The sequence below is a fragment of the Steroidobacter denitrificans genome (genome assembly GCF_001579945.1).
Taxonomy (GTDB): Bacteria; Pseudomonadota; Gammaproteobacteria; order Steroidobacterales; family Steroidobacteraceae; genus Steroidobacter; species Steroidobacter denitrificans.
The window spans coordinates 1,593,821-1,616,519 of the sequence record NZ_CP011971.1; the positions used below are offsets into that span (position 1 = coordinate 1,593,821).

General features: G+C 60.0%; 24 protein-coding genes, 3 tRNA genes and 1 pseudogene. 17 read left to right on the forward strand and 11 right to left on the reverse strand.

All coding sequences use genetic code 11. From position 1 onward, the window contains the following. The first annotated feature begins 141 nt into the window (after positions 1-141). Positions 142-531, forward strand: a complete 390-nt coding sequence (locus ACG33_RS07180) for a hypothetical protein (protein ID WP_157071694.1) — start codon at positions 142-144, stop codon at positions 529-531. Between the two features lie 342 nt (positions 532-873). Here the strand turns inward: ACG33_RS07180 and ACG33_RS07190 are convergent, their stop codons facing one another. The 3 genes from ACG33_RS07190 to ACG33_RS07200 form a co-directional block, all read right to left on the reverse strand. After that, positions 874-1,344 (reverse strand): hypothetical protein, encoded by a 471-nt coding sequence (locus tag ACG33_RS07190; RefSeq protein WP_168160038.1) that lies wholly within the window; start codon positions 1,342-1,344, stop codon positions 874-876. Positions 1,345-1,773: 429 nt separating this feature from the next. Further along, positions 1,774-1,848, reverse strand: a tRNA-Asn gene (locus ACG33_RS07195). Between the two features lie 220 nt (positions 1,849-2,068). Continuing rightward, complete coding sequence (locus tag ACG33_RS07200; protein WP_066919925.1) at positions 2,069-3,262, reverse strand: pyridoxal phosphate-dependent aminotransferase; 1,194 nt, start codon at positions 3,260-3,262, stop codon at positions 2,069-2,071. Between the two features lie 299 nt (positions 3,263-3,561). Here ACG33_RS07200 and uvrB point away from each other — a divergent pair, with 299 nt between their 5' ends. The 11 genes from uvrB to ACG33_RS07255 all read left to right on the forward strand — a co-directional run bounded on the left by uvrB (position 3,562) and on the right by ACG33_RS07255 (position 14,908). Next, on the forward strand, positions 3,562-5,598 hold the full coding sequence (uvrB, locus tag ACG33_RS07205; protein ID WP_066922992.1) for an excinuclease ABC subunit UvrB: 2,037 nt from the start codon (positions 3,562-3,564) through the stop codon (positions 5,596-5,598). A gap of 317 nt (positions 5,599-5,915) precedes the next feature. Continuing rightward, complete coding sequence (locus tag ACG33_RS07210; protein ID WP_066919927.1) at positions 5,916-6,854, forward strand: class I SAM-dependent methyltransferase; 939 nt, start codon at positions 5,916-5,918, stop codon at positions 6,852-6,854. Between the two features lie 196 nt (positions 6,855-7,050). Beyond that, a tRNA-Val gene (locus ACG33_RS07215) sits at positions 7,051-7,125 on the forward strand. 142 nt (positions 7,126-7,267) lie between these two features. Continuing rightward, the gene (gene thrS, locus ACG33_RS07220; protein WP_066919929.1) at positions 7,268-9,196 is read left to right on the forward strand and encodes a threonine--tRNA ligase; all 1,929 of its coding nucleotides are present in this window, start codon (positions 7,268-7,270) and stop codon (positions 9,194-9,196) included. A 3-nt stretch (positions 9,197-9,199) separates the two neighbouring features. Further along, on the forward strand, positions 9,200-9,724 hold the full coding sequence (gene infC, locus ACG33_RS07225) for a translation initiation factor IF-3 (RefSeq protein ID WP_210399254.1): 525 nt from the start codon (positions 9,200-9,202) through the stop codon (positions 9,722-9,724). A gap of 330 nt (positions 9,725-10,054) precedes the next feature. Continuing rightward, positions 10,055-10,249: a 50S ribosomal protein L35 gene (gene rpmI, locus ACG33_RS07230; RefSeq protein WP_066919933.1), complete on the forward strand. Its 195-nt coding sequence runs from the start codon at positions 10,055-10,057 to the stop codon at positions 10,247-10,249. A gap of 11 nt (positions 10,250-10,260) precedes the next feature. Beyond that, entirely contained in the window at positions 10,261-10,650 is a 390-nt protein-coding gene (gene rplT / locus ACG33_RS07235; protein ID WP_066919935.1) for a 50S ribosomal protein L20, read from the forward strand. Between the two features lie 151 nt (positions 10,651-10,801). Then, positions 10,802-11,827 carry a phenylalanine--tRNA ligase subunit alpha gene (pheS, locus tag ACG33_RS07240; protein WP_066922995.1) on the forward strand — a complete coding sequence of 342 codons (1,026 nt, stop codon included), beginning with the start codon at positions 10,802-10,804 and terminating at the stop codon, positions 11,825-11,827. 13 nt (positions 11,828-11,840) lie between these two features. Continuing rightward, positions 11,841-14,270 (forward strand): phenylalanine--tRNA ligase subunit beta, encoded by a 2,430-nt coding sequence (gene pheT, locus ACG33_RS07245; protein WP_066919937.1) that lies wholly within the window; start codon positions 11,841-11,843, stop codon positions 14,268-14,270. 1 nt (position 14,271) lies between these two features. Continuing rightward, a complete protein-coding gene (gene ihfA, locus ACG33_RS07250) occupies positions 14,272-14,571 on the forward strand; it encodes an integration host factor subunit alpha (protein ID WP_066919939.1) in 300 nt (99 codons plus the stop codon). Beyond that, entirely contained in the window at positions 14,552-14,908 is a 357-nt protein-coding gene (locus ACG33_RS07255; RefSeq protein ID WP_066919941.1) for a MerR family transcriptional regulator, read from the forward strand. The genes ihfA and ACG33_RS07255 overlap by 20 nt, the downstream gene beginning before the upstream one ends. A 34-nt stretch (positions 14,909-14,942) precedes the next feature. On the opposite strand, the gene ACG33_RS07260 is transcribed toward ACG33_RS07255, so the two are convergent. Beyond that, positions 14,943-15,440 carry a nuclear transport factor 2 family protein gene (locus ACG33_RS07260; protein WP_066919943.1) on the reverse strand — a complete coding sequence of 166 codons (498 nt, stop codon included), beginning with the start codon at positions 15,438-15,440 and terminating at the stop codon, positions 14,943-14,945. Positions 15,441-15,586: 146 nt separating this feature from the next. Here ACG33_RS07260 and ACG33_RS07265 point away from each other — a divergent pair. The 3 genes from ACG33_RS07265 (at position 15,587) to ACG33_RS07275 (ending at position 16,381) form a co-directional block, all read left to right on the forward strand. Further along, positions 15,587-15,663 (forward strand) — tRNA-Pro (locus ACG33_RS07265). Between the two features lie 323 nt (positions 15,664-15,986). Then, positions 15,987-16,175 (forward strand): hypothetical protein, encoded by a 189-nt coding sequence (locus ACG33_RS07270; RefSeq protein WP_066919945.1) that lies wholly within the window; start codon positions 15,987-15,989, stop codon positions 16,173-16,175. Then, positions 16,172-16,381, forward strand: coding sequence for a hypothetical protein (locus tag ACG33_RS07275; RefSeq protein WP_066919947.1), 210 nt, complete (start codon positions 16,172-16,174; stop codon positions 16,379-16,381). The genes ACG33_RS07270 and ACG33_RS07275 overlap by 4 nt, the downstream gene beginning before the upstream one ends. Positions 16,382-16,393: 12 nt before the next feature. Here ACG33_RS07275 and ACG33_RS07280 read toward each other — a convergent pair. The 7 genes and pseudogenes from ACG33_RS07280 to ACG33_RS07310 all read right to left on the reverse strand — a co-directional run. After that, positions 16,394-16,810: pseudogene (locus tag ACG33_RS07280) on the reverse strand (phage integrase N-terminal domain-containing protein); the annotation flags it as partial. 865 nt (positions 16,811-17,675) lie between these two features. Beyond that, complete coding sequence (locus tag ACG33_RS07285; protein WP_066919949.1) at positions 17,676-18,503, reverse strand: hypothetical protein; 828 nt, start codon at positions 18,501-18,503, stop codon at positions 17,676-17,678. A gap of 12 nt (positions 18,504-18,515) precedes the next feature. Next, complete coding sequence (locus ACG33_RS07290) at positions 18,516-19,100, reverse strand: hypothetical protein (protein ID WP_157071695.1); 585 nt, start codon at positions 19,098-19,100, stop codon at positions 18,516-18,518. Between the two features lie 131 nt (positions 19,101-19,231). Beyond that, complete coding sequence (locus ACG33_RS07295; protein ID WP_083536538.1) at positions 19,232-20,008, reverse strand: TIGR04255 family protein; 777 nt, start codon at positions 20,006-20,008, stop codon at positions 19,232-19,234. 535 nt (positions 20,009-20,543) lie between these two features. Next, positions 20,544-20,888: a tyrosine-type recombinase/integrase gene (locus ACG33_RS07300; RefSeq protein WP_066919955.1), complete on the reverse strand. Its 345-nt coding sequence runs from the start codon at positions 20,886-20,888 to the stop codon at positions 20,544-20,546. 203 nt (positions 20,889-21,091) lie between these two features. Then, positions 21,092-21,406 carry an addiction module antidote protein gene (locus ACG33_RS07305; RefSeq protein ID WP_066919956.1) on the reverse strand — a complete coding sequence of 105 codons (315 nt, stop codon included), beginning with the start codon at positions 21,404-21,406 and terminating at the stop codon, positions 21,092-21,094. Positions 21,407-21,409: 3 nt separating this feature from the next. Further along, positions 21,410-21,706, reverse strand: coding sequence for a type II toxin-antitoxin system RelE/ParE family toxin (locus ACG33_RS07310; protein ID WP_066922998.1), 297 nt, complete (start codon positions 21,704-21,706; stop codon positions 21,410-21,412). Between the two features lie 337 nt (positions 21,707-22,043). Between ACG33_RS07310 and ACG33_RS07315 the strand changes: the two genes are divergently transcribed. Together ACG33_RS07315 and ACG33_RS07320 are read left to right on the forward strand one after the other, a co-directional pair. Continuing rightward, the gene (locus tag ACG33_RS07315; RefSeq protein WP_066919957.1) at positions 22,044-22,367 is read left to right on the forward strand and encodes a type II toxin-antitoxin system RelE/ParE family toxin; all 324 of its coding nucleotides are present in this window, start codon (positions 22,044-22,046) and stop codon (positions 22,365-22,367) included. Next, a complete protein-coding gene (locus tag ACG33_RS07320) occupies positions 22,348-22,665 on the forward strand; it encodes a helix-turn-helix domain-containing protein (protein WP_237392705.1) in 318 nt (105 codons plus the stop codon). Before ACG33_RS07315 ends, ACG33_RS07320 begins: the two co-directional genes overlap by 20 nt. Positions 22,666-22,699 lie beyond the last annotated feature (34 nt).

The window sequence follows — 22,699 nt, forward strand, 5'->3', positions numbered from 1 at the left end:
CCGACATGGGAGGCCGACATGGGAGGTGATGATCCGCGGCCGGGAGCAGGGTTCGGATACAGGGGCTCGACATCTCGATCGAGAACCCGATCGACTCGATCCGCCGTTCCACCGGATGCTCCCGTGCAGTGGGAGCGAAAGATGAAGGACCACTACGGCTACATCCGCGGCACCGAGGACAACACCGGCGAGCACGTGGATGTATTCGTTGATCCGCAGCCGGAGGCTGGGCAGGTCTTCGTTATCGACCAGGTGATTGATGGCAAGTTCGATGAGCCGAAGGTGATGATCGGCTATGGCGGCGAGCAGGAAGGCATATTTGACCGCGAGGGCGACGCCATGAACGAGCAACTACTCACCGCCGGCCTGATGCTGATGAACACCCTGTTGCAGCGGGCGATGCAGGTCTCAGCCCAGATTCAGGCCGGGACGCTGGATCGGGCGTACCTGGACGCGCAGCTGATCGAGGATGTCGAGGCGCGGCAGATGCAGTTGGCCGCACTGGAAAGGGCGAGGGCGGAGGGGAGGTAGACCTACTTCGATCCTTGCTTGTTATACGCAGCGACCTTTGCGGCAAGCCGGCGGAGTTCGGCAATTGGGAGCTGCTCGTACTGCGCCTTCGCGTACACCGATATCAGGCATGGGCCTGAAACTCCGCTATGGTAGATCACTCGGAACCCGCCCCGCTTTCCTCGATTCTGGTCTGCTGAGGCGATCCTGATCTTAACAAGCCCAGGGAACAGCGGTATTGGATACGTAGGAGCTTTTCCTGCTAAGGCAAGCTTCAATGCCTCTCGGATGTCGTCTTCAACGTGCGGATATTTTTTTCTTAGTTGTTCTAGATCGCTGTCGAAGTCGGGCAGCGATCTGTAGTCATGCACACTGATCCAACTGGAGCATGCTGGCATCCAGCCGGGATCGGTTGCCGAGAACGTAGTCTATGGAGTCTAGATGCTCATCAAGGTCTTCGATTACGCGCGACGCCTTGCTCTTGAAAATACTGCCAGGACGGAGCACGTGCATGACCTGTCGTGTTAGGAGCATTACGTCTCGAACTCGCTCAAGAGACTCTTCGTCTTTGGCAGACGTCATCGCATCAACGAGATCGGGTAGCCGGCGTCTAGCGTAGAACGGGAAGAATTGCGCGTAGCCACCAAGAACCAAGCCCAGAAACCCAAGCATCGCATAAGCCGACCAGACTCTATATCGGGCTCGCTTCAAATTGCGGCGAAGATTTATTAATTCGGTGCCATGAGTGACGGCGTCGAATTCGCCATGGACCAATGCGGTCATCAGCACATCCTCAGGAGCTTGACCAACACGTATTTTAGTGTGCAGTCTCATTGGCATCGGTTCCCGTGCGTGGTTCGCAGTTCGACAACCGAGTCGGAATAGTTCCGACGCGTAATCATTGCCTATATACGGCAGGAATGTCTATAGGTGTACATTTAAGATGTAGGTTTAAACCAAGAATTTAAATGGCGTTGTTCCGCAACGTCTGTTATTTACGCCCAAAGTCTGGTAATTCATCCGGAATGGCGTCGGTGTTTTTTACACTGCGCATATCGTCCGAGGCGAGGCGCATGCCTTGGCGGTGATATCACACGCAGTGCGGGTGCCAGTAGCTGCGAGCGGAGGTATGAGGCGGGGCGAATTGACGTTGGCTGATCCGTCCAATATCAGCCGCGGTGAACCTTGATTTTCAGCAGAAAAATAGCATTGAACCGAGCGTAATATTGGACACTCGCTATTCGTGTAAGTTAATGATTTATATGGCTCCCCGGGCCTGATTCGAACAGGCGACCAACGGATTAACAGTCCGTCGCTCTACCACTGAGCTACCGGGGAACGCTGAAACTAGACACTGGAACTAGAGGGCGGCGAAGGCGCGCGATTTTGCGTAATGCGCTCCGGGGTGTCAAGGACGCCGGCCGGCAGGATGAGACGTAATTGCAATACACGGGATCCTGAGCGGGCAGGGTTACCCCCGGGGACGGTCATGAGCCCGGAAACTACCTGTCAGGGGGCGGCAGCTCGCCTTAATCGAGGACGCCGCCGGCTTTTTGTTCTATCCGATACCTGTCCCAAGCGTCTTGCCCATGCGCCGCAGCGCTTCCTCCAGGGTCTGCATGCTGCAGGCGAACGAAAGACGCACATGGCCGGGGGCGCCGAAACCGCTGCCGGGCACGACAGCGACGCCGCTGGTGGCGAGCAGATGTTCGGCAAATGCCGTGTCGTCCGCGACGCCGATCATCTCGATCGCCCGTTCCACATTGGCGAAGGCATAGAATGTTCCCGCACCTTCCAGGCAAGATACGCCTGGCAGGCGGTTCAATCCGGCCACGAGGAGATCGTGGCGCTCCCGGAAATGACGGTTCATTTCTCGTACACAGGCCTGGTCGCCGTTCAATGCGGCGGCGGCGGCTTTCTGCGCGATAGAGGAGGGATTGGAGGTGCTCTGGCCCTGGATCGTCGCCATGGCAGTGATCAGCGCCGCTGGTCCGCCGCAGTAGCCGATGCGCCAGCCGGTCATGGCATAGGCCTTGGAGACTCCATTGACGGTGACGATGCGCTCATAGAGTTCGGGGCATGCCTGGGCCAGACTGATGAAGGGCTCGCGCGCCCAGTAGATGTGCTCGTAGATGTCGTCCGTGCAGATGATGATGCGCGGGTGCCGGGCCAGCACGGCGCCCAGCGCGCGCAGCTCCGCAGCGGTGTAGGCTGCGCCGGTGGGGTTGTTCGGGCTGTTCAGGATGAATAGCCGCGTATGAGGCGTGATGGCGGCCTCGAGTTGTGCCGGAGTGATCTTGTAGCCCTGATCGCGGCCCGCCAAGGGTGTGACCGGCACCCCCTCGGCAAGCATCACCATGTCGGGATAGGACACCCAGTAAGGCGCGGGAATCACGGCTTCATCGCCCGGGTCGATCAGCGCCATGATCAGGTTGAACAGGATCTGCTTGGCGCCGCTCGATACCAGGATCTGTTGGCGCTGGTATTCGAGTCTATTGTCGCGCCTGAATTTCGCGATGACAGCATTCTTCATCTCCACCGTGCCATCCACCGGCGTATAACGGGTGTGACCTTCGCGAATGGCCTGGATGCCGGCTGCAGCGAGGTGTGCCGGGGTGTCGAAATCCGGTTCCCCGGCGCCCAGCGAGATGATGTCCCGGCCCTCCGCCTTGAGGCGTGCCACGCGGCCGGTGAGCGCAACGGTCGGGGACGGTCTGACGCGCTGAACACGCCGTGAAACAGTTGAACTCACTGGGAACCTCGAGCATCGCAGGGAATATCGGCGGAAACAGGCTGCATTCTAAACTGATCCGGCCAGATCGGCCCGAGCGCGGTATGGTCCGGCGCTTGAGGGCTGGATTTTCATCGATTTGGGTTTCATGAGCGGAACATCGAAGGAGTGTATCCTTGCCGATTCCACCTTGAGCCCCCATCGATCTCTCCGTGTCTAAAGCTGCCTCACGTCGTCCCAAAACCGGTCGCCGGCCATCGGCCGGCGCCAATGGCGGTCCGGCGGCGGCCAATGCCGCCGGCGGCTCTGAGACACGCACCTTGACGGCACCTCTTGCGGATACGGCTCCCCGCACGTCTGCATTTCAGCTCGATGGGCGCTATCAGCCCGCGGGCGATCAACCCCAGGCTATCGCGCAGCTGGTGGAGGGGCTGCGTTCGGGTCTGGCGCACCAGACCTTGCTGGGCGTGACCGGCAGCGGCAAGACCTTTTCGATCGCTAACGTCATCCAGGTACTGCAGCGTCCCACCCTGGTGTTGGCGCACAACAAGACCTTGGCGGCCCAGCTCTACGGCGAGTTCAAGGAGTTCTTCCCGCACAACGCGGTGGAGTACTTCGTGTCCTACTACGATTACTATCAGCCTGAGGCCTACGTGCCTTCCTCGGATACCTATATCGAGAAAGACTCCTCGGTGAACGAGCACATCGAGCAGATGCGCCTATCGGCAACCAAGGCGCTGCTGGAACGCTCTGACGCCATCATCGTCGCGACCGTCTCGGCAATCTATGGTCTGGGCGACCCACAATCCTACCTGTCGATGGTGCTGCATCTGTCGCGCGGGGATCGGCTGGATCAACGCAAGATCCTGCGTCGATTGGCGGACATGCAGTACACGCGCAACGAGCTGGATCTCAGTCAGGGCACCTACCGCGTACGCGGCGACGTGATCGACATCTTTCCGGCGGAATCCGAGCGCGAAGCCTTGCGTGTAGAGTTGTTCGACGATGAGGTCGAGGCGCTGCAACTGTTCGATCCGCTCACGGGCGAAATCCTGCGCAAGGTACCGCGCTATACCGTGTTCCCCTCGTCGCACTATGTCACTCCGCGCGAACGTCTGATCGCGGCGGTGGACGCAATCCGCGAGGAGCTGCATGAGCGCCTGCAGGTCCTGAAGAGCGGCGGCAAGCTGCTGGAGGCGCAGCGCCTGGAGCAGCGTACGCGCTTCGATATCGAAATGATTCGGGAAGTCGGTTATTGCAACGGGATCGAGAACTACTCGCGCTTCCTGTCCGGTCGCAGTCCAGGCGAGCCGCCGCCCTGCCTGTTCGACTATCTGCCTGCCGACGCACTGCTGGTCGTCGACGAGAGCCATCAGACGATTCCGCAGCTAGGCGCGATGTATCGCGGCGATCGCTCGCGCAAGGAAACCTTGGTCGAGTACGGCTTTCGGTTGCCTTCCGCGCTGGACAACCGGCCGCTACGCTTCGATGAGTGGGAGTCGCTGGCGCCGCAGACGATTTTCGTCTCGGCGACGCCAGGACCCTATGAACTGGAGCGTTCGGGGCAGATCGTGGAGCAGCTGGTGCGTCCGACCGGCCTGATCGATCCTTCGGTCGAAATACGTCCCGTGCGCACCCAGGTCGATGATGTGCTCTCGGAGATCCGAATTTGCGTTGCGCACAATGAACGAGTGCTCATCACGACCCTGACCAAACGGATGGCGGAGGACCTTACCGAATACCTGGACGAACATGGCGTCAAGGTGCGCTACCTGCATGCCGATATCGATACCGTAGAGCGCATGGAGATCATCCGGGATCTGCGCCTGGGAAGGTTCGATGTGCTGGTGGGCATCAACTTGTTGCGCGAAGGCCTGGACATGCCCGAGGTATCGCTGGTGGCGATCCTGGATGCCGACAAGGAGGGCTTTCTGCGATCGGAAAACTCGCTGATCCAGACGATCGGTCGAGCCGCACGGCATCTCAATGGACGGGCGATTCTGTATGCGGATCGCCGTACCGGTTCGATCGAGCGTGCGTTAGCCGAAACCAACCGGCGTCGCGCGCGTCAGATCGAGTTCAATGAGTTGCACGGTATCACTCCACGCGGCATCACCAAGGAGGTTACGGATATTCTGGAAGGTGCATACGCCGGTGCAGAGCGCGGACCCGTCCGTCGGGTCGCCGAGCCTGCTCATGATTATTCCACGCTGACGCCGGCGCAGGTACAGCGCAAGATCAAGAAGCTCGAGCAGGAGATGATGAAGCGTGCGCGCAATCTGGAATTCGAAGAAGCCGCCAGGCTTCGTGATGAAGTGCGCGAACTGCGCCAGTCGTCTCTTGGGTTGAATGCATAGACAGGTGCTGCTGCTTGCAGCGTCTCGATCGGGCCATATACAGGAATCAACGCTCATCGATATCCATATTGATGATAAATCAATAATAGTTGATTGCCGTAAAACGGCATATTGGCGGCTGTCATGCCGTATCGGCATGTAAATCGCTCCGCGCTTGCCGTAAAAGCTGTGTTACCATTTGCACCCGGAGCACGCCTTCTCGTCTATTGCCAACAATCGAAGAGGCGCTAAATCTAGCCGCTCCATGCCGTGCCATGGGTATCGAAGGACGTTCGTCTGTCCCGTGGGAGACACTTATCCGCATGAGGGACACGCTCATGAGAAGCAGCTTTGCTGCCATCAATTCATCGAAGGCGAATTTCGATGAAATCTACATCCGTGATGATCCACGTGCGTATTTCTCGGTCCTGGGTTCGTTGGACTATATGATTCCCGACCTGGCCGAGCCGGTGGTACGGCAACTGCTGAATGCCCGTATTCAGCGTCATGGCGGTGCGCAGCTGGTGCTGGATGTCGGCTGCTCCTACGGTATCAATGCGGCGGTGCATCGCTTTCCGCTCAGCTTCGGTGCCTTGCGCAGCCGTTATGCGCGTCACGAGATGACGGCATTGAGCTCGAAGCAACTGGCGGGACTGGACAAACATTTCTATGACAGCTGGCCGGAGATCGGCCTGGCGCGATTCATCGGATTGGATGTATCGGCGCCGGCCATTCAGTATGCGCGCAGCGTGGGGCTGATCGATCGCGGCATCATTGCGGATCTGGAGCATGGGTCACTTGCGCCGCAGGATGCACTCCACGTGCAACAAGCCAACGTCATCCTGTCCACCGGTTGCGTCGGCTATGTTACCGACAAGACCTACCGGCAGTTGCTGACAGCCATGAAGCAGCCGCCCTGGGTCGTTTCGTTCGTGCTGCGCATGTTCCCCTACGATGCGCTCGCTTCGACCCTGTCCGAATTCGGACTGGTTACAGAACGACTGGCCGGCGCGACATTCGTGCAGCGCCGCTTTCGTGACGTGGAGGAATTCATCTCGACACTGGATGCGCTCGGGACGAATGGAATCGATACCAACGGCTTCGAATCGGAAGGCACGTTCCAGGCCGATCTGTTCGTATCGCGTCCCGCGGCCGATGTACACGCAGCACCGCTGGATGAGATCATTACCATCAACAGTGGCCGCAACCGCCAGATCGGCACCCGGTATGTGCAGGTCGAAACGGACCATGGCGTGGAAATCGCCCTGGAGCCCTGAACGCTGTCGTTGCCTTTTGCAAGCTGCCACTCCCCGGACGGCAGGGGATGAACCTCTGGGTCGGGGGGCTGTTTCAACCTTCGGATGTCAGCCGACGAGCGCCGGCGAACCCCGGCCTGTAGAGCCGGCGCTAACACAATGTAGAGCCGGCGCTTGCCAGCCTCTGGGCGCACCGTTATCCTTGCCGGCCTTTTTAGGGCGGTTAGCTCAGTGGTAGAGCACTACCTTGACATGGTAGGGGTCACAGGTTCAATCCCTGTACCGCCCACCATTCTTCGGGTGTCCGGTACCGGGCTCGAGGATGGATGCCGACCTGTACGCTCGTCATGAGGGGTTCATGACGCGTCGTTTGGTTCGTCTAGATCCAATGCGGCGGTGCGAGCCGCTTTTGACCCAAGCCGACATCTTCACAAATGCCTGTCATCATCCTGCCCGACGGCAGCCAGCGTAGTTACCCGGAGCCGGTCTCGGTCGAGAAGGTCGCCGCGGATATCGGCCCCGGACTGGCGAAGGCGGCGCTGGCGGGCAAGGTCGACGGTGTGCTGGTCGACACCTCTTTCCTGATCGATCGCGACGCGACGCTTGCGATCGTGACCGAGCGCGATCCCGAAGGCTTGGAGGTGATCCGCCATTCCACCGCGCATCTGCTGGCACAGGCGGTCAAGCAGTTGTTTCCGGATGCCCAGGTGACGATCGGTCCGGTGATCGAGGACGGCTTCTACTACGATTTTTCCTATCAGCGCCCGTTCACGCCTCAGGATCTGGAAGCGATCGAGGCGCGCATGCGCGAACTGGCCCAGGCCGATCAGAAGGTTACCCGCCGGGTCATGGCGCGCGACGAGGCCGTGAAATTCTTCAAGGACCAGGGTGAGATCTACAAAGCCGAGATCATCCAGAGCATCCCGGCGAACGAGGACATCAGCCTGTACGGCCAGGGCGATTGGGTGGATCTGTGTCGCGGGCCGCATGTGCCCAGCACCGGCAAGCTGCGGGCGTTCAAGCTCATGAAGATTGCGGGCGCCTATTGGCGCGGCGATTCACGCAATGAAATGCTCCAGCGCATCTACGGCACGGCCTGGGCCGACGAGAAGGCGCTGAAGGCCTACTTGCATCGCCTGGAGGAGGCCGAGAAGCGCGATCATCGCAAGCTAGGCAAGGAGCAGGATCTATTCCATTTCCAGGAAGAAGCGCCGGGCGCGGTATTCTGGCATCCGAAGGGCTGGACCTTGTTCCAGGCGCTGATCGCCTATATGCGCGAACGCCAGACGCTGGCCGGTTTCGAGGAAGTCAATTCGCCGGAAGTGATGGACGTGAAGCTGTGGCAGGCTTCCGGCCACATCGAGAAGTTCGGCGAGAACATGTACTACACCGATCTGCCCGACGATCGAAAGTATTGCCTGAAACCGATGAACTGCCCCGGGCACATCCAGATCTTCAATCATGGCCTGAAGAGCTACCGCGACCTGCCGCTGCGCTATTGCGAGTTCGGCAAGGTACACCGCTACGAACCCTCCGGCGCGCTGCACGGGCTCATGCGGGTACGCGCATTCACCCAGGACGATGCACATATCTTCTGCACCTATGACCAGCTGGTCGAGGAATGCGTGGAAGTCACGCGGCTGATCCTGGATATCTACAAGGATTTCGGCTTCGAGGATGTAACCATCAAATTCGCCGATCGCCCCGAACGCCGGGTGGGTGGCGATGAGATCTGGGAGCGCTCCGAGACGGCGCTGAAAAAGGCGGTCGAGGCTACGGGCCTGCCCTATACCCTGAACCCGGGCGAGGGCGCCTTCTATGGTCCCAAGCTGGAATTCGTGCTGCGCGATGCCATCGGCCGGGATTGGCAATGCGGCACCTTGCAGGTGGATCTGAATCTGCCCGGCCGCCTCGGCGCCAGCTATATCGCCGAGGACAGCCAAAAACACGTCCCCGTACTACTGCACCGGGCCATGTTCGGCTCCCTGGAACGTTTCACGGGCATCTTGATCGAGCATCACGCCGGACGTCTGCCCACCTGGCTGGCGCCGGTGCAGGCCGTGGTGATGAACATTACCGACGGCCAGGCGGCTTATGTGCGCGAGGTCACTGAAACCCTGAAAAATCAGGGGCTTCGAGTCATCTCGGACTTGCGCAATGAAAAGGTCGGCTTTAAGATCCGCGAACACACGCTGCAACGCGTCCCGTACCTGCTGGTGGCCGGCGATCGCGAAGCAAATTCTCATTCTCTGGCCGTGCGCACACGCAATGGCAAGGACCTCGGGGCGATGCCGGTGAGTGGTATTGCCGCGAAACTTGCCGAGGAGATTGCCAGCCGCGGCCGGACTATTTTGGAGGTATGACGCATCGCTGCTCCTATCAATAAGCGTATTCGGCGCAATGACGAAATCACCGCGCCGCAACTGCGCATCATCGACGCCGAAGGCAATCAGGCCGGGGTGATCTCCCGGTTCGAAGCGCTGGAAATGGCGCAAAGCGCCGGGTTGGATCTGGTCGAGGTCTCACCGACGGCGGAACCGCCGGTATGCCGGATCATGGATTTCGGGAAGTACTTGTTCGAACAGAACAAGAAGGCGCATGCAGCGAAGCGCAAACAGAAACAGATCCAGATCAAGGAAGTCAAATTTCGTCCAGGAACCGAGGATGGTGATTATCAGGTGAAGCTGCGTAACCTGATTCGCTTTCTGGAAGAAGGCGACAAGGCCAAGGTCACCTTGAGGTTTCGGGGCCGGGAGATGGCCCACCAGGAAGTCGGCCGCGAACTCCTGCAGCGCGTTCAGCAGGACTTGTCGCCCTATGCGCAGGTCGAGCAGAATCCGCTGATGGAAGGGCGCCAGATGGTGATGATGTTCGGCCCCAAAAAGAAGTGAATCGAGGCGGCAGCCGGGGCATAAATCCGGCTGCCGCAGCGTGAAAGTCGTACCGCCCTGCAGCGAAAGCGCGAGGCAGTGCGCAACGGGTGGGTTCGGCGCGCAGGTGCCGGGCGAAGCCCGTACAAGAAGTGAACAACGTCCAGATCACCGGATGTAACCGTAAGGTTCGCCGCTGACGGGCGTTGTCCCGCCTTCCAGAGCGTGAGCGAAGCTGAATCCACCACGGCGCTCGGCACGAGCGTTTGCCGGGCCTTGCCGGCGGTGCGGGAACCAGCAAGCTGCGCCCTAAAAAGGCTAGTAAAAACAGAGCCAAGGAGCTCATTTCTAATGCCTAAGTTAAAGACGAATAGGGCAGCGGCGAAGCGATTTCGCAAGACTGCCAAAGGGTTCAAGCGGACCCAGTCCCATCGACGTCACATCCTCACCAAGAAGCCGAGCAAGCGCAAGCGTCAGCTTCGTTCGCCGAGCATGGTGGCTAAACAAGATTTGGTGCGGCTCGAGCAGCTGCTGCCGCACGCCTGAGGAGGTGACTTATGGCACGCGTTAAAAGGGGCGTCATTGCCGGCGCCCGTCACAAGAAGATTCTCAAGAAGGCCAAGGGCTACTACAACGCCCGCCGCAAGGTGTTCCGCGCCGCGAAGCAGGCCGTCATCAAGGCGGGCCAGTATGCCTATCGCGACCGCAAAACCAACAAGCGCAACTTCCGCTCGCTGTGGATCACGCGCATCAATGCCGAGGCGCGCGTCCATGGCTTGTCCTACAGCAAGCTTATTGATGGGCTGAATCTGGCTGGCCTGGCGATCGATCGCAAGGTGCTGGCGGATATCGCGATGCAGGATCCGGCCGCGTTTGCGGTGATCGCGCAGAAGGCCAAGGACAGCCTGGAAAAAGCCGGCAAGCTGACTCAGGCGGTCGCGGCCTGATCCCTGCTTGGATCCCCGGAGGGAGCCCTCCGGGGATTTTGGGGGAATTTTAGGGATCTTTTTCGCGCACAGGTCCTGTTTCCCGGCGCGTGAGAGCGTGTACGGGATCCACGCTCGGTAGATCAGTGAGCGCTTCATGTCCGATGCCGCCATGTCAGATCCATACGACTTGAACGCCCTGGTCGAGTCCGCTCGTGCGCAGATTGCAGCTTGCGAGCAGGGGGAGGTGCTGGAGCAGATCCGTGTGCGCCTATTGGGCAAGAAGGGTGCAATCACTGCACAACTGAAGTCGCTCGGTACTCTGCAGCCGGATGTCCGGCGTACGGCGGGCGCGAAAATCAACGAGGCGAAGGAAGTATTGATCGCCGCCCTCGAGGCGCGCCGTGCCGAACTCGAATCGCGACAGCTGGCGGCGCGCCTTGCCGATGAAACCATCGACGTCACCCTGCCAGGCCGTGGGCAGGGCGTGGGCGGACTGCATCCGGTCACGCGGGTGCGCCGGCGTATCGAGCAGATCTTTCGCGGCGCGGGGTTCGCCGTCGCGGATGGGCCGGAGATCGAAGACGACTGGCACAATTTCGAGGCATTGAACATTTCCGCGAATCATCCGGCGCGGGCGATGCACGATACCTTCTATTTTTCGGACGGGCGGCTGCTGCGCACCCACACCTCACCGGTCCAGGTGCGCTACATGGAGCAGCATCGGCCGCCGATCCGCATCATCGTGCCGGGACGCGTGTATCGTTGCGACTCCGACATGACTCATACCCCCATGTTTCACCAGCTCGAAGGTCTGGTGGTCGACGAAGGCATCACTTTCGCGAACTTGAAAGCGGTGTTGCACGAGTTCATGAATACATTGTTCGAGTGCGACGTGAAAATGCGCCTACGTCCCTCGTATTTTCCGTTTACCGAGCCGTCCGCGGAAGTGGATATTTCCTGTGTCGCCTGCGGCGGAGCGGGATGCAGGGTGTGCAAGCACACCGGCTGGTTGGAAGTTGCCGGCTGCGGCATGGTGCATCCGAATGTATTGCGTGCCGTGAACCTCGATCCGGAACGGTACACCGGCTATGCCTTCGGCATGGGCATCGATCGCTTAACCATGCTGCGCTACAACGTCAACGACATCCGCCTGTACTTCGAGAACGACCTGCGATTCCTGCGGCAGTTCGCCTGACTGAAATATCGCTATGAAGATCGGACTGCATTGGCTGAAGGATTGGGTCGACACCGGCGATGACGTGCCGGCGCTGGCGCATGCGCTGACGATGGCGGGCCTGGAGATCGAGGGCATCCATCCGGTGGCGCCATCGCTGAGCGGCGTCGTGGTGGGTGAGATCCTGGCGGTCGAAATGCATCCGAACGCCCGCAGATTGAGCGTGTGCCGTGTGGCCGGCGGCGGCGAGCCGTTGCAGATCGTGTGCGGTGCGCCGAATGTGCGTGCCGGCATGAAGGCTCCGCTGGCCCTTGTCGGCGCGGTCCTGCCGGGCGGCATGCGCATCGCAGCGGCGGCGCTGCGCGGCGTGGAGTCCGCCGGCATGCTGTGCTCGGCGCGTGAACTCGGTCTGAGCGAGGAGTCCTCCGGACTCATGGAACTGCCGATGGATCTCGTCACGGGTCAGGATCTGGTGAAGGCGCTGGCGCTGGATGACACGGTTCTCGAAATCAACCTGACGCCGAATCGGGGCGACTGCATGAGCATCGCCGGCGTGGCGCGGGAGGTGGCGGCATGCCGCCGTCAGAGTTGGCGCCCGCCCGCCATCGCGTCCGTGGAGGCGCGCATCCAGGATCGATTCGAGGTGCGGCTGGAAGCGCCGCAGGCCTGCCCGAAATTCGTGAGCCGAATCATCCGAGGCATCCGTTCCGAGGCGAAATCACCGCTGTGGATGCAGGAGCGGCTGCGCCGTGCCGGTCTGCGGCCGATCGGTGCGGTCGTGGACATCACGAACTACGTGATGCTGGAAATGGGTCAGCCCATGCACGCCTATGATTTGGCGCATCTGGAAGGTGCAATCGTGGTACGCCATGCACGGGCCGGCGAAGCACTGCGGCTGCTGGATGAGCGGATCGTCGAGCTGACCCCCGACGTGCTGGTGATTGCCGATGATCGCAAATTGCTAGGCATGGCCGGCGTGATGGGCGGCGCGGACTCCGGCATCGGCGCTGCCACGCAGGATGTATTCCTGGAGGTGGCGTTCTTCGAGCCGGACGCGATTGCCGGGCGCGGCCGGCGCCGTGGCTTGATCACGGATGCCTCCCAGCGCTTCGAGCGTGGCGTAGATCCGCAACTGCAGGAACGGGCGATCGAACGCGCCACCGCCTTGTTGCTGGAGCATGCCGGCGGGCTGGCGGGCCCGGTGTCGGTGACGCGCGGCAGCAGGCCTGCAGCCGCCGTGTCGTCGATCCCGCTGCGTCATGCGCGAGTAGAAAAGGTACTGGGCATGACGCTGGCACCGGCGACGGTGGCCGCACTGCTGGAATCGCTCGGCATGCAGCTCGAGGAGACGCCCGGACCGGATCGGGATTCGAGCGAGCGTTCTCTTGAATGCCGCGAGGATACCCTGCCTGCACCGTGTTGGCAGGTGAGGCCTCCAAGCTGGCGTTTCGATCTGCATATCGAAGAGGATCTGATCGAGGAGATCGCACGACTGGTAGGTTTCGATCGGATTCCGGAGCGTGCGGAACAAGCCGCGCAGCAGGTGCAGCCCTGGACCGAAACACGGTTGAGCAAGGAGCGCGCGGCAGATGCCCTGGTCGACCGGGGGTATCAGGAAGCCATCACCTATGCCTTCACGGATTCTGCATTTCAGGCGGCGCTGTTGCCCGGTGCAGCGCTGGCGTTGCGCAATCCGATTTCCGCGGAACTGGCCGTCATGCGCATATCGCTGTGGCCCGGGCTGATTCAAGCGGCGGCCGGCAATCAGCGTCGCCAACAGTCACGCCTTCGTCTGTTCGAGGTCGGCCGGTGCTATGCGGGCGATACCGGTGCGGAGACGGAGGTCATTGCCGGCATCGCCTCGGGTGCGGCACTGCCGGAGCAATGGGGTACGGAGACATCGAAGCTGGATTTTTTCGACGTGAAAGCCGACCTCGGAGCCGTGTTGGCCTTGACCGGCGCAAGTCATGAATTCCGCTTCGTGGCCCAGCCGAATCCAGCGCTGCATCCGGGGCAAAGCGCTCGCATCCTGCGCAGGGAACAGCCCGTGGGCTGGCTGGGCGCATTGCATCCGGCACATCTCGATCGGCTTGATTTGACATATCCCGTGTTCGTTTTCGAGTTGGAGACGCAAGCGGGGCTGGCAGCGGCGGTGCCGGAGTTTGTCGAAATTTCCAAATACCCTGCCATCCGCCGCGATATTGCCGTGATCATCGCGGAATCGCTTCCGGTAGAGGTGCTTCTGGCCAGTGTGCGCAGCCATGCGGGAAGCCTGCTCAAGACACTGACGATACTGTCCGTGTATCGTGGCAAACAGATCGAGAATGGCAAGAAAAGCATAGCCTTAGGCCTGCATTTACAGGATACTTCCCGAACCTTGACCGACGACGAAGCCGACACTGTCGTGACACAAGTCATTCAAGAACTAGGTCGGGAGCTCGATGCCACGATTCGAGACAAATAGCATGGCACTGACTAAAGCAGAGATTGCAGAAGCATTGTTCGATCAGCTCGGGCTGAACAAGCGTGAGGCGCGTGAGCTGGTGGATCTGTTTTTCGAGGAGTTGCGCGCCTCCCTGTCCACGGGAGAGCAAGTGAAACTTTCCGGGTTCGGCAACTTCGATCTTCGCGACAAGAACCAGCGCCCGGGGCGCAATCCGAAAACGGGTGAGGAAATTCCCATCAGCGCACGTCGCGTAGTGACCTTCCGGCCTGGACAGAAGCTCAAGGCACGAGTGGAAGCATATGCTGGAAGCAGGCAATAACAGCGAATTACCCCCCATCCCGGGGAAGCGCTATTTCACGATCGGTGAAGTCAGCGACCTGTGTGGCGTGAAACCGCATGTGCTGCGCTACTGGGAACAGGAATTCCCTCAGCTCAAGCCCGTGAAGCGCCGCGGCAACCGTCGCTACTATCAGCGCCAGGACGTGCTGGTCATCCGCCAGATCCGCAGCTTGTTGTATGAACAGGGCTTCACCATCGGCGGCGCGCGCAATCGCCTGCAGGGCGAGGAAGCCCGCGACGATCTCACCCAGGCGCAGCAGATCGTGCGCCAGCTGCGCACCGAACTGGAGGAAGTGCTGCGGATTCTGCGGCGCTAGCCGCCGCGGCGCAGACATAAATCCCGCATCGCGGTCAGGTGGCTACCGGAAGCTTGCGGCGCTCGGCGACGCGCTGGCGGGCCAGCTCGTACACATGCCGGTTGCCACGGTTCCATGTGACGTTCAGCGTGACGCCGTGGATCTTCCAGCCGTCCATGCCTAGCCTGATCCGGTGAGTGTAATAGCCGCCCAACGTGTGGCTCGAATCGCCCAGGCCGTTGGTCAGAAAGTGCTCAGCCTGCATGTAGACGGTGACCGTGGCCGTGTCGCCACGGATATCGAATACCATGTTGGCCAGCAGATGTTGAGTGACATCGAAGCCGGGCAGCAGCATTTGCACGGCGGCGACCCAGTCGTCGCCCCTCATGCGCGCGGCGGGCTGGCCGTCGTAGGACGAGAAATCGATGTCGACCTCGTCGGCGAAGATCGATCGGTACAGGGCCCAGTCGCGGGTGTCGATCCCCGTCGCGTATTTGTTGATCAGGTCGGTCAGATCGGCCCTGTCACGCAGATATTTCAAGTCATCGTTCATTCTCGTTTCCGTTCCCGGTGCTGAAGCGCCTGCTGCTCAGACGGCCTCGGCAGGCAGATGATCTTCGTAGCCGGCAGCTTGCGGGAAGCGGCCGCACAAGTATAGTTGCAAGTTGGCACGGGGCTGTTTAGCATCCGCCGCCGAGTCGGGACGTGGCGCAGTCTGGTAGCGCACTTGCATGGGGTGCAAGGGGTCGGAGGTTCGAATCCTCTCGTCCCGACCAATCTAAAAACCCCGTAAAAACAAGCCAATAAGCGCTTTTCTGGTGATTCCTCTTTAAGCCTGAAATCACCTGTTTTCTGTTTCCGGCTACAGTTCCGGCTACAGTCAGCTCTCAGCAAAGAGCGGACCGCCGCCGGTGGTGAGACACCGACGACGGCCCTGACCACAACTTGATCCCTTGGAGATCAGAGTCATGGCTGTGCCCATTATCCCGCGACTGGTTCGCGGGTGCCTGTTTTGGTTTGTCGGTGACATTGGTTCGATCCGCGCCCGGATTGCGACGGAGGCTCACCCCCTCGACCGTGTGGGCGCTGGGGGTGTCGCATGAGCGCCCTCGATCAATGGGACCTCGCCGTCCTTCACCTCGCCTTCGACTTCCTTGGTCATCACGCCGATTCGGAACTGCTCAAGGCTCGCGAGCGGGGCAGCCGCCGGAAGCAGCTCTCAATGCTGGTTCTGCGCGAACAAATCGGATCTGTCCGCACGAAGCTCCGCTCGATGGTGTCGCCATGAAGGCGGCGACCGTCGATCCTGGCCGCCTGAAAGCGGCGGTCGGAACAGAGCTTGGCCACCTCCACAAAACGCACGCGCTGTTGATCGCCGTCCAGTTCGCCGCGAACCACGACGCCGACTTCGATGTGAGCGACGCGCTGGCCGTGATTCGGGATCGAGTCGGGCAGTCGATCGCTCGACTCGATACGGCGGAGGTGCGACGATGATCAAGGAGGAAACCCGAACGCCCGCTGCAATTCCAAGCTGACGCGAACATACAGATCGCTGACCTTGCCCAGCTTGTCGGCAAGCTCGGCCGCCTTGTTCTCATTTGTGACAAACACTCGTTTCGGAACATCGAGCTGGACGTTGCTGGACGGTATCAGTCCTTCCTTGCCGACCTTCTCGGCCCACCAGCGCAGATGTGCAAGACGGTTCTTGAGCGTGCCCGCCGACAGTCCGTCGCTCCGCCAGCGTTCAAGCAGCGCTTCGACATGCTTCCCATTCAGCGAGGTCGCCTTCATCTGTCGGAAGCCTGCCTCCTTGAGCTGTCGAGCCATCAATTTCAGGCAGCTTTCTCGGTCGCCTTGCGTAGCATGACTGCCGTCTCGATTCCGGTCGCACAGCTGGCGCAGCGTATATGTCAGATTGTCCATTGTGTTCCTTCAAGGGCCATTACAAAATTTGCTGCTGAGTGACGAGCGGTCAGTGTTGATGCCAACTCGCGGCAAGCGAGATCCCCCGAAGGGGCAAGGGCCAGGCGCTCAGCGGAGCCTGTTGCCTCGTCTGAGGCTTCCGCCGTGCCTTCTGTTGAAAGCTCGGGCGGAGGTTTTGCATGGATGGAAAACGACGCGGGTTTGCTTCGATAAGTTGTCTCCTGTGGTGAAGTGGGGTGAAGAACGGCGCCCAGATCACAGCCATACGGCCATGATCGGTGCTGAGAGTGACGACGTACGATGACGTACCGGGTGGATGTTTGACGAAAGTGGCTCAGCCTCTTGGGAGGGCGACGCGCAAGTGAGCCTGGCGCGTCTAGGTGGGGCGGCCGATTGGGTACGGCGTCAGCGGCTTGGTGCTTGCATGATGTGGCGCTTGATGCCCCAGCGCCGGATTGCCGGTGATTGTCTCCGCCGGCAGATTGGTCGGGGACGAGTCTGCTTGGTGGTCATCATGTGAGCGACGTTTAATGCGAAACGTCGCCCGACCGGATTGTTGCTGCAGTTTCGTGGACCGTCACTGCGGTGGCAGTGACGGCCCAATGTAATAAAGACGATGCCGGCAGCAGTGAACTGCTGGTAGATTGAGCCGCCTCTGGGCAATGGGCGGTGGCATTATCCATATTAAGGTTCGTATTTGCCGTGTGACGCGCCGAGTCGTTTCGCGCTGGATGGTGGCGGTCAGTTCATCAGCGACATAAGCACCGACTGCGCTCAATTGCACGCGGTTGCACGCGGTCGATGCCGGCGAGGGCGGCGTTAGCAGTTGGGCTTTCCGGCCACGTCGTTCCTCCACGCTACCCCGTTATGGCTTAATGTCGGCTTCGAGACTTAAATCCTCGAAGCCCCAGTTCTTGTAACTGGCAGCAGTGGCAACTGACATGCGCGCACTACTCGCCAAGTCCACCACTTCGACTTCGACGCCGGGTTTGTCGGACAGAATCTCCTCGATCTTGTCACGGACCGTCTCTAACACTTCGAGCTTGGCGGTATTCGCCGCGGCTTCCGGCTTGGCCAGCAGGATCACCCGCATACGATAGGTCTCTTCCTCGCCCAACTCCTTCTCAGTGGAAAGTGAATACAGCAGTGCTTCGATATCGCTTTCCACCTTGCTAAGTGTCTTTCGGATACGCTTGTGGCTATCTGTGCCGATCCTTTGGTCTAGCGCGTTGGGAAACGAGCGTCTTCGTACGCGGGCCGACAGCCAGAAGGTGTAGTGGTCAAGGTCCTCCTCGGTTATCCAAGCATCGGGATCAGGCCTACGTTCCGCGAGAACTGCGCGTCCGACTACAAATCGCATGGGGGCGCACAACTCGTGAAGCACGGCCTGTCCCTCAATATTCACGGCTATTCGGAGCCGTCGCGGGTCGCGTGCGTAACCGAACTGTCCCAGCGTTTCTTGGGTCGGCAGTGGTGCCGCTGGGCACACTTCTATGTACCGCTCCATGGCGCTCGGGCTCACTACGTCGCAGCTATGGCTGGCAATTACAAGCCGAGTTCCAGCCGGTAGCTCGTGTCCCTCGGGCAAAGGATGCCAATGCGCAGATGCGATCAGTTCCGCTGAATCAGCAAGGGAAAAAATACTCCCTTGGAGCCATCCGAACTCATGGATTTGTTTATGATCGATCGCCATTCTGCAGCGAGATCACTCTTTGTCGGCATAGCTCGGTGCATATTTGTCCCGACGACGACGACGCTGCTCTAAAGCGTCTTCGGCAGGAAATCCGTCAATGCCCCTAAGCTCAGTTAATTCCAATGGACCTGCAGTGGCTGCCCGTATGAGCCGTCGAAGTGCTTCCATATCCAAGTGTTCTGCACTAAGCATCTCTCCGAGAGTTCGGGACATCACATCCCCTGGAGTACGCATGTGCCATGACGCACGTGCCGACCCCAATCCCGCAGACACCCATTCTCCTGCAAAGTGCTCAAGTGCCACAATGCGGTCCCGCGCCCGTGAACGTGGCTGCACACCCCGAAACCACTGGTAAAGCGTCGCGCGCTCGACCTGCAGCGCGGACGCCAATTGAGACTTAGTCAGCTGTAGCTGACTTTCCAAAGTTTCGAGCGATCGGGTTACAAGCGACGCCGATTGATCGTTCTCGCGATGCGGGTAATCCGGACCCGACCGGAACTGCATGCGCCACTGCTTGAACGGCGTCTCAACATCGGAGGCGTGATATCCCTGCATGACCAAACTCGAGAGGATTGCTGCCGCAATCACGACGGACATACCCTGATGCGGACCACTGGACGATGAGTTCGCAAACGGATCGAACGCGGACCCGTAGAGCATGCTCTGCTGTCCGCTCCCAGAGTGGATTCGATCCCATTCCTCGACATGCGCTGCGCTCGGGTGAGCCATCACTTCCACTCCTTGACCGCCTTGTCAGAAATCGCGCGCTTGAACGCCGATGCAATCGGCTTCTTCAGTTCACGAAGGAATTGCTCAAGCTGCTCAATCCGTGGCATTGATTCGGCACCTTCAATGAAATGATCCGTGTCCAAAAAAAGGCTGCGTTTGTTGGGGTCAGGCATGCGGACGGGCTTGAGTACTAAGGGCAGCAAGTCCGGCGGAAGGGCGGCATCAAGCACACCTTTGGTCGCACGAAAGAGGATCTGCCCCATCACCGTTGCGCCGCTCACGACGTATTGCGAGATTTTCTCTGTGACACCATCAAGTTCGAAACCCCTTAACTGAGCATCGATATAGTCTTCCAGAGGAGCATTCCCTTGATCTGCAATCAGGTCAACGTATCTGAGTCCGATTCGATGCATGCGGGAGATGCCCGCAATCTCGGCGACCGTCGAGAATCCTTTGACTATTTCAGGAACGAATTCCTCAAAGTCTGTGTACGCGGTCGTATGGTATGTCAGCGACGCGTTGTAGAGGATATACCCGCTACGAGCATCCGCCCGTTCGAACCGCCAGCGAGTCTCGTTCCTCAAGGCTATAGCCTTGCTTCTCGGCTGCATCGCTACGTCGGCGATCTGCTCCTCCTCAAATTCTTCGTACTGTGATCGGAGCCGTTCCTGAATGTCGGGAACGTATTGGGCCATTTTCAGGACCGGCGCGAACCGGATTTGGCACAGCGCATATACTAGGGGGGCATGCGAGAGACGCCCCGTAAAATCAGCCACTTGCGGTACTCCCTAGATCGGAACCTACTCTATGGACATGCGCCCGGAGCGAAAGTTTACACAAAACAATACACTCTGTCCCCTGAAGTAGGGATCGCGCGTGACGAAGTTGGCCCTGGGTGGGCGTCGTGTTCCCCGCGGTCCGCAACCCTGGTTAGCCTCCCTCGAGGGGCCTTGCTAGCTCATTAAATTGACGATCATTCCGAGATGGACTGGAGATAACGACGGATTGTAGATCTACGCCATCGATGTGCAGAGCCCAGCCGGCCTCGCACGTCCGGCGGCGGAAAGCGCCCGCGCGCGATCAGCTCTGATATCCATCGGCGAGTGTAACCGGTCGCGCGCTCTACGTCGCGCGTCTCTATCAGTCCATCCAATTCTTCGGCGATCTGCTCCGGGGTCGGTCGGCGGGAATGCGATGGCATGTCTACTGCACCACTATCTAGGGTGCGCAGACTGTGCCGGTCCACATCGGCTAAGCGCGAGCATCAATGGGGACAAGCGATCAGCCGCATTGCTGATGCCGCCGAGATCGTCATGATCCGCGTGCTTTCGCGATCGGGACGACCTTGCTTAGCTTGCCATCAATGATCGAGCGCAATTCCGTTTCCCATATGGCGAGAGCGCGTTGTTTCTCGTTCCAATAGCTGTGGCGATCGTAGACCGCCGTGATGTCGCCGCTGTCGCTGTGGTTCAAAATTTTGCCGACGTGTAGGCGCTCGATGCCGAGCGCGGTCATTTGCGTGGCGGCCGTCCGGCGCAGGTCATGCGGCGTGAACGGCTCACAGCCGAACAGCTGGGGATGCTTTTCGCCAACGCGATTGTTTCTCAACGCTCGCGACAGCGCTCGCTCGCTTATCGGTGCGTCGGGCTTAAGCATTGAATGCACTGATGGCTGCGCATGAGGCTGGCCAGCCGTGGCAGAGTGTTAAAGGCATCAGAAGCCGTGCCCGCTTCTTGCGCGTCCTAGCGCGTGCCAGGTGGCGTCTGGCGCGCTAGGCAGCCGTGCCAGTTGGCACACCTTCAAGCCCCGGCGCCCTTGGCCGGGGTTTTTTGTTTGACGCCCGGGGTGCAGCCATGCGCTCACGCCGCTTTCGACACGCTCAGCCGCATGCCGAGAGCCTTCATCACCTTGACCACGGTTGCAAGCGTGGGATTGCCGCCCGCGCCGAGCGCCTTGTAGAGCCCTTCGCGCGTAAGGCCGGTGTCGTTGGCGAGCTTGATCATGCCGTACGCGCGAGCCACGTTGCCGAGTGCCGCAGAAATGAGCGCTGGATCGTCCGCGGCGTCCTCCATGACAGCGTCCAGGTACGCAGCAATATCATCTTCGCTCTTGAGGTAGTCGGCAGTGTCGTAGCGGGAGAAGGTCTCCTTTGCAGTCTTTCGCTTGGTAGCCATGGTTTAACCCTTCCACTGTTTGGCGATTTTGATCGCCTGCTTGATGTCTTTGTCCTGCGTGCGCTTGTCGCCGCCGCACAAGATCACGGCAATCACCCGGCCGCGCTGTGTGTAGTACACCCGGTAGCCGGGGCCGTAGTCGATCCGCAACTCACTCACGCCCGAGCCCACTGGCTTCACATCACCGGGATTGCCCAACGCGAGACGATCCAGCCGAAGCTGAATGCGCGCCCGCGCCGCGAGGTCTCCCAGGCCTGAAAGCCAGGCATCGAAAGTGGCGGTTTTGATCAGCTCGACCATGAGCGAACTGTAAACCATAGTTCACATTGTGTCAACTGTAGTTCACCTGGGTGGGCTAAGCTGCAGGAGACGCTGCTGTCTCGCATAAACATGGGCCGCGAGAAAAAATCGGAACCGCCCCCTCAAGTAAGGTATCCGAACCGTACTCGGTTCCTGCGCGTCCTAGCGCGCGCGAGGTGGCGACTGGCGCACCAGTAACCCGCGTGGATGCAACCCTTACAGCCTCGGTGCCCGCGGCCGGGGTTTTTCTTTTCGGAGGCGCGGTTCACCTGCGCTTCCCCAATCCCACAAACTGCGGCATTGACGCATATGCGGCATTGACGCATACTGCGCTCACATGTACACCGTCATCGAAACTCCGACCTTTACGCGGCTTTGGCCGGACTACTGGGATGAGGACGAACGCGGTGAATTCGTGGCGTGGCTGGTCGAGAACTCCGAAGCCGGAGATGTGATCAAGGATTCCGGCGGCTGCCGCAAGGTGCGCTGGAAACGTTCAGGCATGGGCAAGCGTGGCGGTGTTCGTGTCATCCACTACAACCGCTTGGCAGATGGCGTGATCTATCTGCTGCTGATCTACGCGAAGAGTGTTCGTGATGACATCAACGCAAAGACGCTCGACAAAGTTCGGAGGACGATCGATGGCAAAAAAGATGAGTGAACGCGCGCTACGGGCGCGCGATGCAAAACGCGATATTGGCGCCGAACTACTCGCCTCGGTACGCGAGATGAAGGCCGGCCAGGCCGGGCATGTTCACCGTGTACCGGTATCGGCGATCGCAGAGGCGCGTGCGCGTTCCGGATTGTCGCGGCAGAAGTTTGCGGACCTGCTCGGCGTGTCTGCGCGCACGATGCAGGAATGGGAACAAGGCCGGCGTCAGCCTTCTGGGGCGGCGCGCTCACTGCTTGCTATTGCTGCTCGTCGGCCAGAGGTATTTCGCGAAGTGTTCAACGATTGAACCACGGGGTTGGCCTCACACGCGCCTCATGTAA